At 70.4% G+C, this 13,652-nt stretch carries 15 protein-coding genes; 8 read left to right on the top strand and 7 right to left on the bottom strand.

The window, feature by feature from the left end:
- Positions 1 to 108: 108 nt before the first annotated feature.
- The 6 genes from EOD42_RS07385 to EOD42_RS07360 form a co-directional block, all read right to left on the bottom strand.
- The gene (locus EOD42_RS07385; RefSeq protein WP_127786865.1) at positions 109 to 822 is read right to left on the bottom strand and encodes a DUF1194 domain-containing protein; all 714 of its coding nucleotides are present in this window, start codon (positions 820 to 822) and stop codon (positions 109 to 111) included.
- Between the two features lie 75 nt (positions 823 to 897).
- Positions 898 to 1,509, bottom strand: a complete 612-nt coding sequence (locus EOD42_RS07380; protein WP_164867820.1) for a DUF2939 domain-containing protein — start codon at positions 1,507 to 1,509, stop codon at positions 898 to 900.
- 116 nt (positions 1,510 to 1,625) lie between these two features.
- Positions 1,626 to 2,237, bottom strand: a complete 612-nt coding sequence (locus tag EOD42_RS07375; RefSeq protein WP_127786863.1) for an ABC-type transport auxiliary lipoprotein family protein — start codon at positions 2,235 to 2,237, stop codon at positions 1,626 to 1,628.
- Positions 2,234 to 3,247, bottom strand: a complete 1,014-nt coding sequence (locus EOD42_RS07370) for an MlaD family protein (protein WP_127786862.1) — start codon at positions 3,245 to 3,247, stop codon at positions 2,234 to 2,236. Before EOD42_RS07370 ends, EOD42_RS07375 begins: the two co-directional genes overlap by 4 nt.
- On the bottom strand, positions 3,244 to 4,005 hold the full coding sequence (locus tag EOD42_RS07365; RefSeq protein WP_127786861.1) for an ABC transporter ATP-binding protein: 762 nt from the start codon (positions 4,003 to 4,005) through the stop codon (positions 3,244 to 3,246). Before EOD42_RS07365 ends, EOD42_RS07370 begins: the two co-directional genes overlap by 4 nt.
- A gap of 2 nt (positions 4,006 to 4,007) precedes the next feature.
- Complete coding sequence (locus EOD42_RS07360) at positions 4,008 to 5,084, bottom strand: MlaE family ABC transporter permease (RefSeq protein WP_240655036.1); 1,077 nt, start codon at positions 5,082 to 5,084, stop codon at positions 4,008 to 4,010.
- A 287-nt stretch (positions 5,085 to 5,371) separates the two neighbouring features.
- Between EOD42_RS07360 and EOD42_RS07355 the strand changes: the two genes are divergently transcribed.
- From EOD42_RS07355 to EOD42_RS07345, 3 genes are read left to right on the top strand one after another with little or no spacing between them, the layout of a single operon-like run.
- Positions 5,372 to 6,121 (top strand): electron transfer flavoprotein subunit beta/FixA family protein, encoded by a 750-nt coding sequence (locus EOD42_RS07355; protein ID WP_127786859.1) that lies wholly within the window; start codon positions 5,372 to 5,374, stop codon positions 6,119 to 6,121.
- A 3-nt stretch (positions 6,122 to 6,124) separates the two neighbouring features.
- On the top strand, positions 6,125 to 7,060 hold the full coding sequence (locus EOD42_RS07350; RefSeq protein WP_127786858.1) for an FAD-binding protein: 936 nt from the start codon (positions 6,125 to 6,127) through the stop codon (positions 7,058 to 7,060).
- Positions 7,057 to 7,950 carry a 3-hydroxybutyryl-CoA dehydrogenase gene (locus tag EOD42_RS07345; protein ID WP_456308042.1) on the top strand — a complete coding sequence of 298 codons (894 nt, stop codon included), beginning with the start codon at positions 7,057 to 7,059 and terminating at the stop codon, positions 7,948 to 7,950. The genes EOD42_RS07350 and EOD42_RS07345 overlap by 4 nt, the downstream gene beginning before the upstream one ends.
- A 27-nt stretch (positions 7,951 to 7,977) precedes the next feature.
- Here EOD42_RS07345 and EOD42_RS07340 read toward each other — a convergent pair whose 3' ends face one another.
- Entirely contained in the window at positions 7,978 to 9,042 is a 1,065-nt protein-coding gene (locus tag EOD42_RS07340; RefSeq protein WP_127786857.1) for a serine hydrolase domain-containing protein, read from the bottom strand.
- A gap of 26 nt (positions 9,043 to 9,068) precedes the next feature.
- Here EOD42_RS07340 and EOD42_RS07335 point away from each other — a divergent pair, with 26 nt between their 5' ends.
- The 5 genes from EOD42_RS07335 to EOD42_RS07315 all read left to right on the top strand — a co-directional run bounded on the left by EOD42_RS07335 (position 9,069) and on the right by EOD42_RS07315 (position 13,609).
- Positions 9,069 to 10,124, top strand: coding sequence for an Ldh family oxidoreductase (locus EOD42_RS07335; RefSeq protein WP_240655033.1), 1,056 nt, complete (start codon positions 9,069 to 9,071; stop codon positions 10,122 to 10,124).
- Positions 10,125 to 10,196: 72 nt separating this feature from the next.
- A complete protein-coding gene (locus EOD42_RS07330) occupies positions 10,197 to 10,823 on the top strand; it encodes a dioxygenase family protein (protein ID WP_127786856.1) in 627 nt (208 codons plus the stop codon).
- A gap of 32 nt (positions 10,824 to 10,855) precedes the next feature.
- Positions 10,856 to 11,584, top strand: a complete 729-nt coding sequence (locus EOD42_RS07325; RefSeq protein ID WP_127786855.1) for a TrmH family RNA methyltransferase — start codon at positions 10,856 to 10,858, stop codon at positions 11,582 to 11,584.
- 60 nt (positions 11,585 to 11,644) lie between these two features.
- Positions 11,645 to 12,271 (top strand): TetR/AcrR family transcriptional regulator, encoded by a 627-nt coding sequence (locus EOD42_RS07320; protein WP_127786854.1) that lies wholly within the window; start codon positions 11,645 to 11,647, stop codon positions 12,269 to 12,271.
- 57 nt (positions 12,272 to 12,328) lie between these two features.
- A complete protein-coding gene (locus EOD42_RS07315; protein ID WP_127786853.1) occupies positions 12,329 to 13,609 on the top strand; it encodes an NAD(P)/FAD-dependent oxidoreductase in 1,281 nt (426 codons plus the stop codon).
- The last annotated feature ends 43 nt before the right edge of the window (positions 13,610 to 13,652 follow it).

Here is a 13,652-nt window from a genome sequence, read left to right as displayed (position 1 = left end):
TCTGTAGAAAAAGAAGCAAAAAGACTTTTGTAAATTTTAGTGTTAATGATTACACGCAAAAATAATCAAAAGTTCTTTGGTTCTTTTTTACAAAAAAGAACATCACTTCTACCCTCTCATCGGCCCACCACCCCCCGCAATCTCCCGGATCAGCTTGCGCCGCACAGCGCCCCCGAACGCCTCGAAATCCTCGGCCACGATCATGAACGCGCCCGGCCCGCCGATCACGCTGTCGCGGAAATACTGGTCGAGCGGCACGGGCGGCGGGCGGCCGAAATTGGGCTTGTCGTTCACGATGGGCAGGCCGTTGATGACGATGCCCTCGGCCACCGCCTCGTCGCGCGCCATCTCGGCCGGGCGGCCGGAATTGTTCACCCCATCGCCCGAGACGTCGATCACCCGCCGCGTGGCCTCGAAGGGGCAATCCGCCAGGGTCCGGCGGGAGAAGTCGATGGCGCCCGATACGCTGGTCCAGGAGAGGCTGGCGCGCGGCGCCTCCGACAGCGCATCCGCCCATCGGGCCGTGTCGGCAGCCCCGGTGATGCGCGTCCAGGGCAGGATCAGGCGCTGATACTCGGCCCCCGCCCATTCGACATAGGCCAGGCCGATCGCGCCGATGCTGCCGCGTGAAATCGCCTGCACCACGCGTTCATCCGTCAGGGCGTTGCGATAGCCTTCGCGTTGCAGCCGCGCCTCGTCCGGGTCGATGGAACGGCTGACATCGACAGCCAGCACCAACGCCACATCCACGTCGAGGGGCTCGGCCCGCAGGCCCGTCGAGGCCAGGACCGCACCGGAGGCAAGAAGGCTTCTGCGCCGCATGCCGGTCTCCCGAGGCTGAGGCCCTCATCGAAGCCTGCCGCACTGCGGGAATGCAAAGAAATTATGCGAGATTCGTTACAGGCCCCAATCGGCGCGGCGCGGCGCCACCTGCACCCCCACCACCTGCCACTGCATCCGCCACGGGTCCTGCAGGGCCAGCGTCACGCTCAGTGCCTGCTCGGCTTCGCCGGGTGCATGCAGGGAGACCTGCCACTCCCTCGCGCCCAGCGGCCGCACGGCGCCGATCATCCCGAAGCCGCCGGCATCGCGCGGCAGGCGGTCCCGCAGCGCGCCAATCAGCCCCGCCGGCGTGGCCATGCCCTGGGCGACGTCGTGCGCCATGCCCGCCAGGAAGCGGTCGGCCTGCGGCGAGAGGGGCTGGCTGCCGAGCCCTTCGGCGAATTGCGGCGCCAGCCGCGCCCAATCGACCTGCGCCTCCAGCCGGGCGGCATCGCCCCTGGCCAGCGCCTCACCCAGTGTCGCCGCCGCCACGAAGGGCGCAGCCAGATAAGTGCCGAGCAACCCGAGCAGCCCCAACGCCCCCGCGATCCGCACCAGGCGCGACCGGCGGCGCGGCGCGGGCCTGGCGGGGGCGGAAACCGGCTGTGCAGGCTGGGAGACGGGGCGGCCTTCGTCATACTCGCGCCAGATCTCTTCCCAGAGGTCCCGTCTCTCGTGTATCGCCACCCGCATCATCATCTCCGAAAACGATCATTCGTCTCGAAAATGAGAATCTGCGGAGATGATGAGCCAAAGGTTAACGAGGCGGGGTTATCGTCTCGTTGGTCTCATTTTTTCTACAATCAGCGGCGGGGAGCGGGGCTCCGCAGCGCGCCGGCGATATCGCTCTCCAGCGCGGTGAAGGCCGCGGCGAGTGCCGCGGTCATGGCGGCCGCCGCGGCGGCATCGCCTTCGCCGCGCATCGGCGCCTCTCCGCGCAGGGCGAATTGCCCGCGAAGGCGGCTGGAAACCAGCCCCCCATCCTCCACCAGCAGGGCGGAGAACGCGGCCACCGCGCGGTCAGGCCGGCTTTCCAGCGCGGTCAGCTCCACCTCCAGCACCAGGTCGCTGGGCAGGCGGCTGCCGGTGGCCGTGACGGCGGAGAACAGGCCGCTGGCCTGCAGCCACTGCCGCAGCGCCGATTCGACCGCCTCGGCCGGCGGGGCCGCCCATTCGGCATAGGGCGCCAGCGCCAGCGTGCCGTCGGCGCGGACGGAACGCAGGGAACGCCCGTCCATCCCCGCCCCCGGGCGCACCGCCCGCAGCAGCAGCACCCGCCCGCCGGCGGCAGCGGGTGCCCCGGCCGGGCGGCGCGGCTCCAGCGGGAAATGCCGGGTCTCGACATAGGGCCGCTCAGGCAGGACGGAACAGCCGGGCAGCACGCCCAGCGCAAGCAGCATCGCGCGGCGGTTCATCGGCCGCCCCCGGCCGGCGGCGGGGCGCCCAGCAAGGTCTGGCTCGGCGAGCGTCGAAGCATCTCGGTCACATCCCTCAGATTACCGGTCACGGCGCGCAGGTCGCGCAGCAGGGGCACAAGTTCGGCCTGGGTGTCCAGCGTGGCGCCGCGCGCGCCGCGCAGGGCGGTCTCCAGCTGCCCCACCGTGTTGGGCAGCCGCTGGGACGCCTGGCGCAGCGCGGTCATGGCGGCACTGCCTTCCCGCAGGGCCTGGCGCAGCTCGGGGCTTTCCATCACGGCATGGGCGGCCGCGACCGTGCTGCGCAGCTCGTTGGCCAGTGCCGGCAGGTCCGCGGCTTCGGCTGACTGGCGCAGGCTGCGCGCCAGCACCGCGAGCTCGGTCAGCACCTGCCCGCCCGTGCCCGTGGGCGCCAGCTGGGTGCGCAGGTCCGTCACCAGCCCGCTGAGATTGGTCAGCATGCCGTTCAGGTCGATCTGCTCCAGCCGGGTCATCAGCGCCTCGGCGGCCGACTGCACCTGGGCCGTGGTCGAGGGCATGGACGGGATCACCGGGTACTCGGCCTCCCACGGGATGGCGCGGACCGGATAGCGATGGGCATCGACGAAATCGAGCTCGATATAGGACACGCCCGTGATGCCCTGGCTGGACAGCCGCGCCCGCAGCCCGTTCGCGATCGAACGTTCGATCGACAGCTCCGCCCCCAGCTGGTCGCGGTTCAGCGAGAAGCGCACCAGCACCAGCCGGAAGGCCGCGCCCTCATTCTGGCGCTCGGCGCTGCGATAGGTGGCGGCGACCAGGCCGATCTGCGTCACGCGGCCCACCTGCACGCCGCGGAAGCGCACGGTGGAGCCCACATCCAGCCCCTGCACGGATTCGCGGAAATAGGTCTCGTACATCTCGCCGCCGCGCGCGCGGAACGCGTCGGCGGTCAGGAAGAACAGGAAGCCCAGGCCGAGGGCCACGGCGGTCAGCACCAGGATGCCGACGGAATAGGCACTGCGCCTCATGCCTTCTGCTCCAGCACCTCACGCCGGAAGAAGGCGCGCACCTTGGGGTGGGTTGCATTGTCGCGCAGCTCGCGCGGGTTGCCCTCGGCGATCATGCCCTTGGCATCCTTGTCCAGCATGATGCAGCGGTCCCCGATGGCCAGGATGGATTGCAGTTCGTGCGTCACCACCACGAAGGTCGTGCCGGTCTCGCGTGCCAGTGTCGTGATCAGGTCGTCCAACCCCGCCGAGGTGATGGGATCGAGCCCGGCGCTTGGCTCGTCCAGGAACAGGATCTCAGGGTCCAGCGCCATGGCGCGGGCGATGCCGGCGCGCTTGAGCATGCCGCCCGAGATCTCGGCCGGCAGTCGAGTGGCGGCATCGCCCAGCCCCACCAGCCCCAGCCGCGCGCGCGCCACCGCCTCGCGCGCCTCACGCGGCAGCTTGGTGTGCTGTTCCAGCGGCACGGCGACATTCTGCATCAGGTTCAGGCTGCCCAGCAGCGCGCCCTGCTGCCACATCACCCCGATGCGGGCCAGCGCCTGCTGGCGCGGGCGGCCGTGCAGCCGGTTCAGCGGGTTGCCCAGCACCCTTGCCTCGCCCTCGGCGGGCGGAATCAGCCCGATCAGCAGCTTCAGCAGGGTGGATTTGCCGCATCCCGATCCGCCGAGGATGACGAACACCTCCCCCCGGCGCACCTCGAAGGTCACGTCCTGGAAGACGGTGCGGCTGCCGAAGCGGGCGGCCAGCTTCTCCACCTCGATGACGTTGTCCGCCATGGCTACCACCCCAGCCGGAAGAAGATGATCGCGAACAGCCCGTCCAGCACCACCACCGCCACCAGGGAGCCCACCACGGCCGAGGTCGCGGCATCGCCCACCGCGCGCGGCCCGCCCCCGGTCTTGAGCCCCGAGCGGCAGCCGATCAGCCCGATGGTCAGGCCGAAGATCAGCGCCTTGAACAGCCCGCCCCACAGATCACCCACCGAGACCCAGTCCTGCAGGGAATTCATCACCATGCTGGGCGGGATGCCGAGGCCCTGCATGACGAAGCCCATGCCGACCAGCCCCGTCAGGTCCATCACCAGCGCCAGCACGGGCATCACGAGCCCGGCCGCCAGGATTCGCGGCAGCACCAGCCAGGCCACGGGGTCGATGCCCATGACCGACAGCGCGTCGATCTCCTCATTCACCTTCATGGTGCCGAGCTCGGCCGCATAGGCGCTGGCGGTGCGCCCCGCCAGCACGATGGCCGCGATCAGCGGCCCCAATTCGCGCACGAGGGAGATGCCGACCAGCTGCGGCACGAAGGTTTCGGCGCCGAACTTGCGCATGGGAATCGCCGACTGGAAGGCCAGGATCACGCCGATCAGCGTGCCGAGCAGGATGCACAGGGCGAAGCCCCGCGTCCCGGCCTCGTCCAGGTGGCGGAACAGTTCCGAGATCCGCAGCCGCCAGGGGCGGGCCAGCAGCCCGGCCCAGCCCAGCATCACCTCCCCCAGGAAGCCCACACGGGTCTGGCACTGCTTCACCGTGCCGATGGCGAGCTGGCCCGTGCGGGTGACGAGCCCCACGCGGGGCGGCGGCGGCGGAGCAGGCGCCGCGGCCAGCGCGTCGCTCATACGCTTCAGGGTTTCGGCCGCGCTGTGCTCTCCAGGGGGCTCGATCGGGGCGTCGCCCGCGTGCCGCGCGACCTCGGCCAGCAGCACGGCGCCCGTGCCCGAGAGGGAGACCACCCCGCGCGCGTCGATGCTGCGCACGCCACGGCGCGCGGCCTCCATGGCGCGTGGCCAGAGGGAGGCAGCCTCCGCCGTGCCCAACGGCCCGGAAAAGCGCAGCGTGTCCTCAGCGGACTCCATGACGGCGCCCTGATCGGCGGTTGCCTGGTCCTCGTCCCCTTGCATGCGGCTCCTCAACGCGGGGTGCGTCCCGGCGTTGCCGGATGAAGAACATGTAAGGCCCGACGGCGCAATGATCAGGGCCTGTTACTAACGGTTGCATCCCGCAACCGCGCCCCCGATTCTACCGGCCGGTCGGGCGGCATGGCGCTAAATGGCGTCGAACCAAGCCGGGCAACTTGCCCCGGGCTGATCCGTGTGTATGTTCGGCACCGCGAAAATTGGCCACATCAGAAGGCAATCAGGCGATGAAGCTGCTGGTCCCGGTTAAGCGGGTGGTGGACTACAACGTGAAGGTCCGGGTGAAGTCCGACGGCACTGGCGTGGAAACCGCCAATGTGAAGATGTCGATGAACCCGTTCGACGAAATCGCGGTCGAGGAAGCCGTGCGCCTGAAGGAAAAGGGCGTCGCCACCGAGATCATCGCCGTGTCCGCCGGCCCGACCGCCTGCCAGGAGCAGATCCGCACCGCGCTGGCCATGGGCGCCGACCGCGGCATCCTGGTCGAGCATGACGGCACGCTGGAACCCATCGCCGTCGCCAAGATCCTGAAGGCGCTGGTCGAGAAGGAGCAGCCGCAGCTGGTCATCCTCGGCAAGCAGGCCATCGACGACGACATGAACGCCACGGGCCAGATGCTGGCGGCGCTGCTGGGCTGGGCCCAGGGCACCTTCGCCTCCAAGGTCGAGCTGGCCGACGGCTCCGCCACCGTGACGCGCGAAGTGGACGGCGGCCTGGAGACGGTGAAGCTGACGCTGCCCGCCATCGTGACGGCCGACCTGCGCCTGAACGAGCCGCGCTATGCCTCGCTGCCCAACATCATGAAGGCCCGCAAGAAGCCGATCGAGACGGTGAAGCCCGCCGACCTCGGCGTGGACCCCACGCCGCGCCTGACGGTGCTGAAGGTCGAGGAGCCGGCGAAGCGTTCCGCCGGCGTGAAGGTCGGCTCCGTCGCGGAGCTGGTCGACAAGCTGCGCAACGAAGCCAAGGTGATCTGAACCATGACCATCCTGATCCTTGCGGACCATGACGGCGCGGCCGTCACCCAGCCCACCCGCAGCACCATCGCCGCCGGCGCCAAGCTGGGCGAGGTTCACCTGCTGCTGATCGGTGAGGGCGCCGCCGCCGCCGCCGAGAGCGCGTCCCAGCTGCCCTCCGTCGCGAAGGTGCTGGTGGCCGAGGACGCGAGCCTGGCCAAGCGCCTGGCCGAGCCCACCGCCGCCCTGCTGGTGACCATGGCCGGCAGCTACTCCCACCTGCTCGCCCCGGCCTCCGCCGCCGGCAAGAACGTGATGCCGCGCGTGGCCGCCCTGCTCGACGTGCAGCCGCTCAGCGACATCGCGGGCGTGGTGGATGCCGATACCTTCGTGCGCCCGATCTATGCCGGCAACGCGCTGGCCACGGTGAAGAGCGCCGACCCGAAGAAGGTGATCACGGTCCGCGCCGCGAGCTTCGACCCCGTGCCCGCCACCGGCGGTTCCGCCCCGGTCGAGAAGATCGTGGCCGCCGCCGACCCCGGCCTGTCCAGCTTCGTCGGCGCCGAGGTGCAGAAGAGCGAGCGCCCGGAACTGACCGCCGCCCGCATCGTCATCTCCGGCGGCCGCGCGATGGGTTCCTCCGAGAACTTCGCCATCATCGAGAAGGTGGCCGACAAGCTGGGTGCCGCCGTCGGTGCGTCCCGTGCGGCGGTCGATGCGGGCTATGCCCCCAACGACTTCCAGGTGGGCCAGACCGGCAAGATCGTGGCGCCGGAACTGTACATCGCCGTCGGCATCTCGGGCGCCATCCAGCACCTGGCCGGCATGAAGGACAGCAAGGTGATCGTGGCCATCAACAAGGACGAGGAGGCACCGATCTTCCAGGTCGCCGACTACGGCCTGGTGGGTGACCTGTTCAAGCTGATCCCCGAGCTCGAAGCCGAGCTGGACAAGAAGTGAGCGCGAACCCCGTGCCGGAGATCAAGTCGCTCGGCGTGATCGGCGCGGGGCAGATGGGCAACGGCATCGCCCATGTGGCGGCGCTGGCCGGCCTCGACGTCGTGCTGCTCGACGTCAAGGCCGAGGCCCTGGACAAGGCGATGGCCACCATCGCCAAGAACATGGACCGCCAGGTCAGCCGCAGCCTGATCACCGCCGAGGACCGCGACGCGGCCCTGGCGCGGATCAGGCCCGGCACCGACTACGCCCTGTTCAACGACGCGGACCTCGTGATCGAGGCCGCGACCGAGAACGAGGCGATCAAGGCCAAGATCTTCCAGGCGCTGCTGCCGCACCTGAAGGCCGAGGCGCTGCTGGCCTCCAACACCTCCTCCATCAGCATCACGCGGCTGGCGGCGGGCACGGACCGGCCGGACCGCTTCATCGGCATGCACTTCATGAACCCGGTGCCGGTCATGAAGCTGGTCGAGATCATCCGCGGCATCGCCACCAGCGACGCGACCTATCAGGCCATCGACGCGCTGGCGAAGCGGATGGGCAAGACCACCGCGACCGCCGAGGATTTCCCGGCCTTCATCGTCAACCGCATCCTGGTGCCGATGATCAACGAGGCCTGCTACGCGCTGTATGAAGGCGTGGGCGATGTGGTCTCGATCGACACCGGCCTGAAGCTGGGCGCCAACCACCCGCTGGGCCCGCTGGAACTGGCGGACCTGATCGGGCTGGATACCTGCCTGGCCATCATGAAGGTGCTGCACGACGGCATGGGCGACAGCAAGTACCGCCCCTGCCCGCTGCTGGCGAAATACGTGGAAGCCGGCTGGTACGGCCGGAAGTCCGGCAAGGGCTTCTACGACTACAGCCAGAACCCGCCGGTGCCGACGCGATAGGGTAAGGCCGGGGCTTTGCCCCCCGCCCTACCCCAGCGCCGCGTGGGCCAGGTTGCTGAGCACATCCATCCGCGCCACATGCCAGTCTTCGTCGCTCTGCCGCGCATTGGACAGGAAGGCGAAGCTGAGCCCGCTGTCAGGGTCGCCCCAGACATAGCTGCTGCCGACACCGCCATGCCCGAAGGTCAGCGGATGCGCGATGGTGCCCAGGCCCCGGATCGTGTCGCTCACCCCGCGCGAATGCGGCCCCAGGCCCCGGTGCATCGGCACGCCCTGCGCCAGGTCCGGCCTGTCGCCGGTGAAGTTGCGGGTCACGTACTGAATGGTCCGGCGGGAGACGAGGCGCGGCCCGTTCCCCAGCAGGGATTGATAGAACAGCGCCATGGCGCGCGCGGTGGCGTACCCGCCGCCGCCCGGCACGCCGGCGCGCCGATGCGCCGGCCCGCATTCCGGCATGCGCGGCACCAGGCCCAGCTCCGTCACGTCGTGCATGTCCGAGGCGCGCGGGTGAGCGGCGTCGGGCAGGCCGACGAACAGCTCCTTCTCCAGCCCCAGCGGGCGGATGATGCGCTCACGGATGAAGTCGCGGTGGTCCTGGCCGGTCACGCGGCGGATCAGCACGGCCGCCACCCAATGCGCGGCGGCGGCGTGGTAATGCACACGGCTGCCGGGGGTGAATTCCAGGGTGAAGTCGCAGACCACCTCCGCCAGCAGGGCCGGGTCTTCCCAGGCCTCGGGCGGCACGGCGGCGTTCGGGAAGCCGCCCTGGTGGGACAGCAGCTGGATGATCGTGATGCCGCCCTTGCCGTATTTCGAGAAGCCGGGGATGTGCAGCGCCACCGGGTCCTCGAAGCGGATGCGCCCTTCCTCGGCCAGCATCCACACCGCGCAGGCGGTGATGACCTTGGTGTTGGAATAGAGCAGCCACAGCGTGTCGTCGCCGGCCGGGGCGCCGGCGCGGGCCTCTCCCAGCACCCGGTGGGCGATGACCCCGCCCCGGTGGGCGATGGCGAAGCTCGCGCCGTGCTGGCGGCCTTCCGCGATATGGGCGCGGATGATGGCCTCGATGCGGTCGATCCTGCTGTGGTCCATGCGGTGGTACTCCCTGGACGGGCAGCATGGGCCGCAAGGCAGGCGGCGCCAAGCCCTGGTCGAAGCGCCGGAATCACGGCAGTTTCCGCGCCATGACCGATGCCACCCCCACCGAGACCCTGCGTGCCCTGGCCGAAACCGCGCTGGCCCGTGCCGGCGCCAACCCGCGCATGGCGGCCCTGACGGCGGAGGCGCTGGTGGCCGGCGAGGCGATCGGCCAGCCGGGCCACGGCCTGTCGCGCGTGCCGCAATACGCGGCCTTCCTGCGCAACGGCCGGGCGGACGGCGCGGCGGAACCGAAGGTGATCGCGCAGCGCCCGGGCACCGCGCTGATCGATGCGGGGCATGGGCTGGCCTATCCGGCACTGGCGATGGCGGAGGCCGAGGGCGCCGCCCGCGCGCGTGCCAATGGCGTGGCCTTCATCGGCATCACCAACAGCCACCACGCGGGCGCCATGGGCCTGCCCGTGGCGCGGCTGGCGCGGCAGGGGCTGGTGGCCATGGCCTTCACCAACTCACCCTTCGCCATGCCGGTTCCGGGCGGGCGCCGCCCGCTGCTGGGCACCAACCCGGTCGCCGCCGCCTTTCCCCGCCGGGATGCGGCGCCGCTGGTGATCGACCTGGCACTCAGCCAGGTGGCGCGCGCCAAGATCGCGGGTGCCGCCCAGCGCGGGGAAGCCATTCCCGAAGGCTGGGCGCTGGACGCGGAGGGCCGCCCCACCACCGACCCCAAGGCCGCCATGGGCGGCGCCATGCTGGCGCTGGGCGGCCCCAAGGGCGCGGCCTTGGCGCTGGCGGTCGAATTGCTCTGCGTGGCGCTGACCGGTGCGGCCTTCGGCTTCGAGGCGGACGGCTTCTTCCAGGATGAGGGCAACCGCCCGGCCCTGGGCCAGGCGCTGCTGGTGATCGACCCCGGCGCCCTGGCAGGCGAGGCCGGTTATCTCACGCGGGTGGAAACCCTGGTGGCCGCGATGCTGGAGGATGAGGGCGTGCGCCTGCCCGGTGCCCGCCACGGCGCCCTGCCGGCGGGCCTTTCCATCCCCCCTGCCCTGCTGGAGAAGATCCGCGCCCTCACGGTGTGACACCACGGCGCGTGAAGCTTCGTCACGCTTCGTCACTCGCAGGGCGGCGTGCCGCCGTTTATTCCGGCACCGATGCCCGATCCCGTTCTCGCCACCCGCCGCGCCCTGATGATGGCCGGCCTGCTGCTGCCCGTCGGCAGCTGCACCGAATACAAATCCGTGGCCGGCACCACGCCCATGCTGCGCGAGGGCGCCTACTACCCGCGTGAGATCCCGGGCGATGCCGATGCGGACCTGCTGCATGTGGCCGGTGCCCCGCAGCCCGCCCAGGGCACGCCCCTGCTGCTGACGGGCCAGGTCAGGCGGATCGGTGGGCTGGCGCAGCCGGGCACGGCGATGGAGATCTGGCAGCCCGACGCCGCGGGCATCTACATGAACCCGCGCGACCCCAATCTGGGCCGCAGGGATCTGGGCTTCCAGGGCTATGGCCGCACCACCACCAACGGCGTCGGGCGCTATGCCTTCACCACGCTGGTGCCGGGGCTGTTTCCGGGCCGGGGGCGGCATATCCATCTGCGCATCTTCCCCCCCGGCCAGCCCCGCGCGCTGACCACGGCCATCTACTTCCCCGACGACGCGAACAAGGACGAGGACGCGGTCTGGGCAGGCCTGTCGCCCACCGAGCGCGAGATGCTGACGGCGCGGATCACACGCTCCGCCGATGGGCTGCGCGCGAGCTTCGACGTCATACTGGGCTAGCTTCCGCGCCCGCGCCGCGCTAACGGCCGCCGATGCGAAGCCCCGACCCCCAGCGCATCACCGGCCCCAACGCGGTCCGCGCCCTGTTCACGCGCCGCCCCGAGCAGGTGGGCCGCCTGTTCTACACGCCGGAGATGGAGCAGTTCGCCATTCCGCTGGCGCGCTACATGGCGCGCCACCGCCTGCCCTATCGCATGGTGCCGTCCGAGGAGCTGGACCGCATCGCGGGCACGCCGCACCACAACGGCATCGTGGCCATCGCCGCCCCCCGCCGCGCCCTGCCCATGCCCGAACGCCTGCCGGATGTGCTGTGGTCCGCCGCGGTGCTGCCGGTGCTGGACGGGGTGGGCAACCCGCACAACATGGGCGCCATCCTGCGCTCGGCGGTGTTCTTCGGCGCGAAGGCCGCCGTCATCTCGGCCGACCCGCGCCAGGCGGACCTCTCTGACGCGGTGTTCCGCACCAGCGAGGGCGCGCTGGAACACCTGGACCTATTCCGGGTGGAGGACCTGCCTGGCTTCCTGCGGCGGGTGACCGGCCGGCTGGCCCCGGTGGTGGCCACCGCCGCCGATGGCGTGCCCCCCGCCCAGCTGCCGCGCGGCAAGCCCTTCGCCCTGGTGCTGGGCAATGAGGAACACGGCCCCACCCCCGCCGCCATCGCCGCCTGCCCGCTGCGCGTGACGCTGCCCGCGCGCGGGCCGGTCGAAAGCCTGAATGTGTCCAACGCGGCGGCCGTGCTGTTGCATGCATTGGGCGGGTAAGGCAGCCTGATCGGAATAATCGCAGGCGCTTGCGCCTTGCATGCAAGCATCGGGGCGGAAATGAGAGATCTGGCGGAACTGTTGGAACTGGGCGACGAGGAGCATCCACCCTCCGAGCGCAAGCTGCAGATCCTGACCGTCGCCTGCCGGCTGTTCGCCACCAAGGGCTTCGACGGTGCCTCGATGCGCGACATCGCGGAGGAGTGCGGCATCTCCAAGGCCACGCTCTATCACCACTTCCCGGACAAGAACGCGATCCTGCGGCTTGTCTCCATGGGCACCACCAAGTCGATCTATCTGCACATCGCGGCGCACGACAATCCGGCCCTGCCGCCCATGGACCGGCTGAAGGTGTTCATGGTCGAGACGGCTCGCTTCTTCGAGAAGTTCCGCTGGGCGTGGCTCGCCAGTGCCGCGATGTTCTGGAACGACCCGCAGGTGCGCCGGCGCAAGCAGCGCCTGGAATGGCGCGACAAATACGAGGCCGTGCTGCGCGACATCCTGCGCGCCGCGGTCGAGAACGGCGACATGCGCGAGGACCTGGACATCGCGCTGGCCGGCCGCCTGGTCAGCAGCGCCACCAACTGGCTGACGCGCTGGTACAGCCCCGGCGGGCCGCTGACCGCCGTGCAGATCGTGGAACAGTTCCACGACATGATCGTGGGCGGCTTCCAGAAGCCGCGCTGATTTTCACCCCAGGTGAAGCGCCTTGACGGGGCGGCGGCGCGGGCGAACACTCCGGCCATGCCACGCCCGCTGCCGCCCAGCCTCTACGCCGTCACCGCCATCCCCGCCGTCCACACCCCGCCGCTGGAGGGTGATGCGCAGGCCGATGTCGCCATCATCGGCGCGGGCTTCACCGGACTTTCCACCGCCCTGCACCTGGCCGAGCGCGGGGTCTCCTGCATCGTGCTGGAAGCCAATGAGCCGGGCTGGGGTGCCTCAGGCCGCAATGGCGGGCAGGTGAACCCCGGGCTGAAGCACCGCCCCGATGAGGTGGAGGCCCATTTCGGCCCTGAGCTGGGCCGGCGCATGGTGGCCTTCAGCCACGCCGCCCCCGACTATGTGTTCGAGCTGATCCGCCGCCACCAGATCCGCTGCGAGGCCCGCCAGGGCGGCACGCTGCGCGCGGCCACCAGCGCGAAATCCGCGGCCGAGCTGCGCAAACTGGCGGATGTCTGTGCCGAGCGCGGCATGCCCACCCGCCTGCTGGAAGGCCCGGCGATGGAGCAGGCCACTGGCACCGGCTATTACCAGCTCGGCTTCCTGGACCCGCGCGGCGGCGATGTGCAGCCGCTGAGCTATGCGCGCGGCCTGGCGCGCGCGGCACTCGCCCTCGGTGCGCGCATCCATGGCGACACGCCCGCGACCGCCCTGAAGCCGCAGGGCGACGGATGGCTGGTCGAGACCCCGCGCGGCAAGGTCCGCGCCGGGCAGGTGCTGCTGGCGACCAACGGCTATACCGACGCGCTGTGGCCGGGGCTGGAACAGAGCGTGGTGCCGGTGTTCAGCTCCATCCGCGCGACGGAACCCCTCGCCCCGGACGTCGCGGCCTCCATCCTGCCGCTGCGCGGCTCGGTGTTCGAAACCGGGCGCATCACCGTCTATTACCGCGTCGATCAGGAAAACCGCCTGCTGATGGGCGGGCGCGGGCCCCAGGGCGAACTGCAGGGCACCGCCGGGCTCGATTATCTGGTCGCGCATACCGAGCGGCTGTGGCCGCAGCTGAAGGGCGCCACCTGGTCCAAGGCCTGGAACGGCCGCGTGGCCATCACCCAGGACCACTACCCGCACATCCATGAGCTGGCGCCGGGCCTGATCAGCTGCGTCGGCTACAACGGGCGCGGCGTCGCCATGTCCAGCCACATGGGCCGCATCCTGGCCGAACACCTGGCCACCGGCGACAAGGCGGGCTTCGACATGCCCTTCCTGCCGCTGAAACCCATCGCCTTCCACCGCTTCTGGAAACTCGGCGTCTGGGCCGAAGTCTGGCGCGGCCGCGTGCTGGACCGGCTGGGGATGTGAGGCAGGCCGGGGCCTTGCCCCGGACCCCACCAAGGGCGCCGCC

The organism is Rhodovarius crocodyli (assembly GCF_004005855.1).
GTDB lineage: Bacteria > Pseudomonadota > Alphaproteobacteria > Acetobacterales > Acetobacteraceae > Rhodovarius > Rhodovarius crocodyli.
Note: the sequence above shows the minus strand (reverse complement) of the source record. Positions and strands in the feature narration are given on the sequence as shown.

Bases quoted from the DNA above. Each gene is read 5' to 3' on its own strand.
- EOD42_RS07315 (WP_127786853.1), top strand. From the start codon at position 12,329: ATGCCACGCCCGCTGCCGCCCAGCCTCTACGCCGTCACCGCCATCCCC.
- EOD42_RS07375 (WP_127786863.1), bottom strand. From the start codon at position 2,237: ATGAACCGCCGCGCGATGCTGCTTGCGCTGGGCGTGCTGCCCGGCTGT.
- EOD42_RS07340 (WP_127786857.1), bottom strand. From the start codon at position 9,042: ATGGACCACAGCAGGATCGACCGCATCGAGGCCATCATCCGCGCCCAT.
- EOD42_RS07365 (WP_127786861.1), bottom strand. From the start codon at position 4,005: ATGGCGGACAACGTCATCGAGGTGGAGAAGCTGGCCGCCCGCTTCGGC.
- EOD42_RS07370 (WP_127786862.1), bottom strand. From the start codon at position 3,247: ATGAGGCGCAGTGCCTATTCCGTCGGCATCCTGGTGCTGACCGCCGTG.
- EOD42_RS07350 (WP_127786858.1), top strand. From the start codon at position 6,125: ATGACCATCCTGATCCTTGCGGACCATGACGGCGCGGCCGTCACCCAG.
- EOD42_RS07330 (WP_127786856.1), top strand. From the start codon at position 10,197: ATGCCCGATCCCGTTCTCGCCACCCGCCGCGCCCTGATGATGGCCGGC.
- EOD42_RS07325 (WP_127786855.1), top strand. From the start codon at position 10,856: ATGCGAAGCCCCGACCCCCAGCGCATCACCGGCCCCAACGCGGTCCGC.
- EOD42_RS07385 (WP_127786865.1), bottom strand. From the start codon at position 822: ATGCGGCGCAGAAGCCTTCTTGCCTCCGGTGCGGTCCTGGCCTCGACG.
- EOD42_RS07335 (WP_240655033.1), top strand. From the start codon at position 9,069: ATGGGCCGCAAGGCAGGCGGCGCCAAGCCCTGGTCGAAGCGCCGGAAT.
- EOD42_RS07320 (WP_127786854.1), top strand. From the start codon at position 11,645: ATGAGAGATCTGGCGGAACTGTTGGAACTGGGCGACGAGGAGCATCCA.
- EOD42_RS07355 (WP_127786859.1), top strand. From the start codon at position 5,372: ATGAAGCTGCTGGTCCCGGTTAAGCGGGTGGTGGACTACAACGTGAAG.
- EOD42_RS07360 (WP_240655036.1), bottom strand. From the start codon at position 5,084: ATGGAGTCCGCTGAGGACACGCTGCGCTTTTCCGGGCCGTTGGGCACG.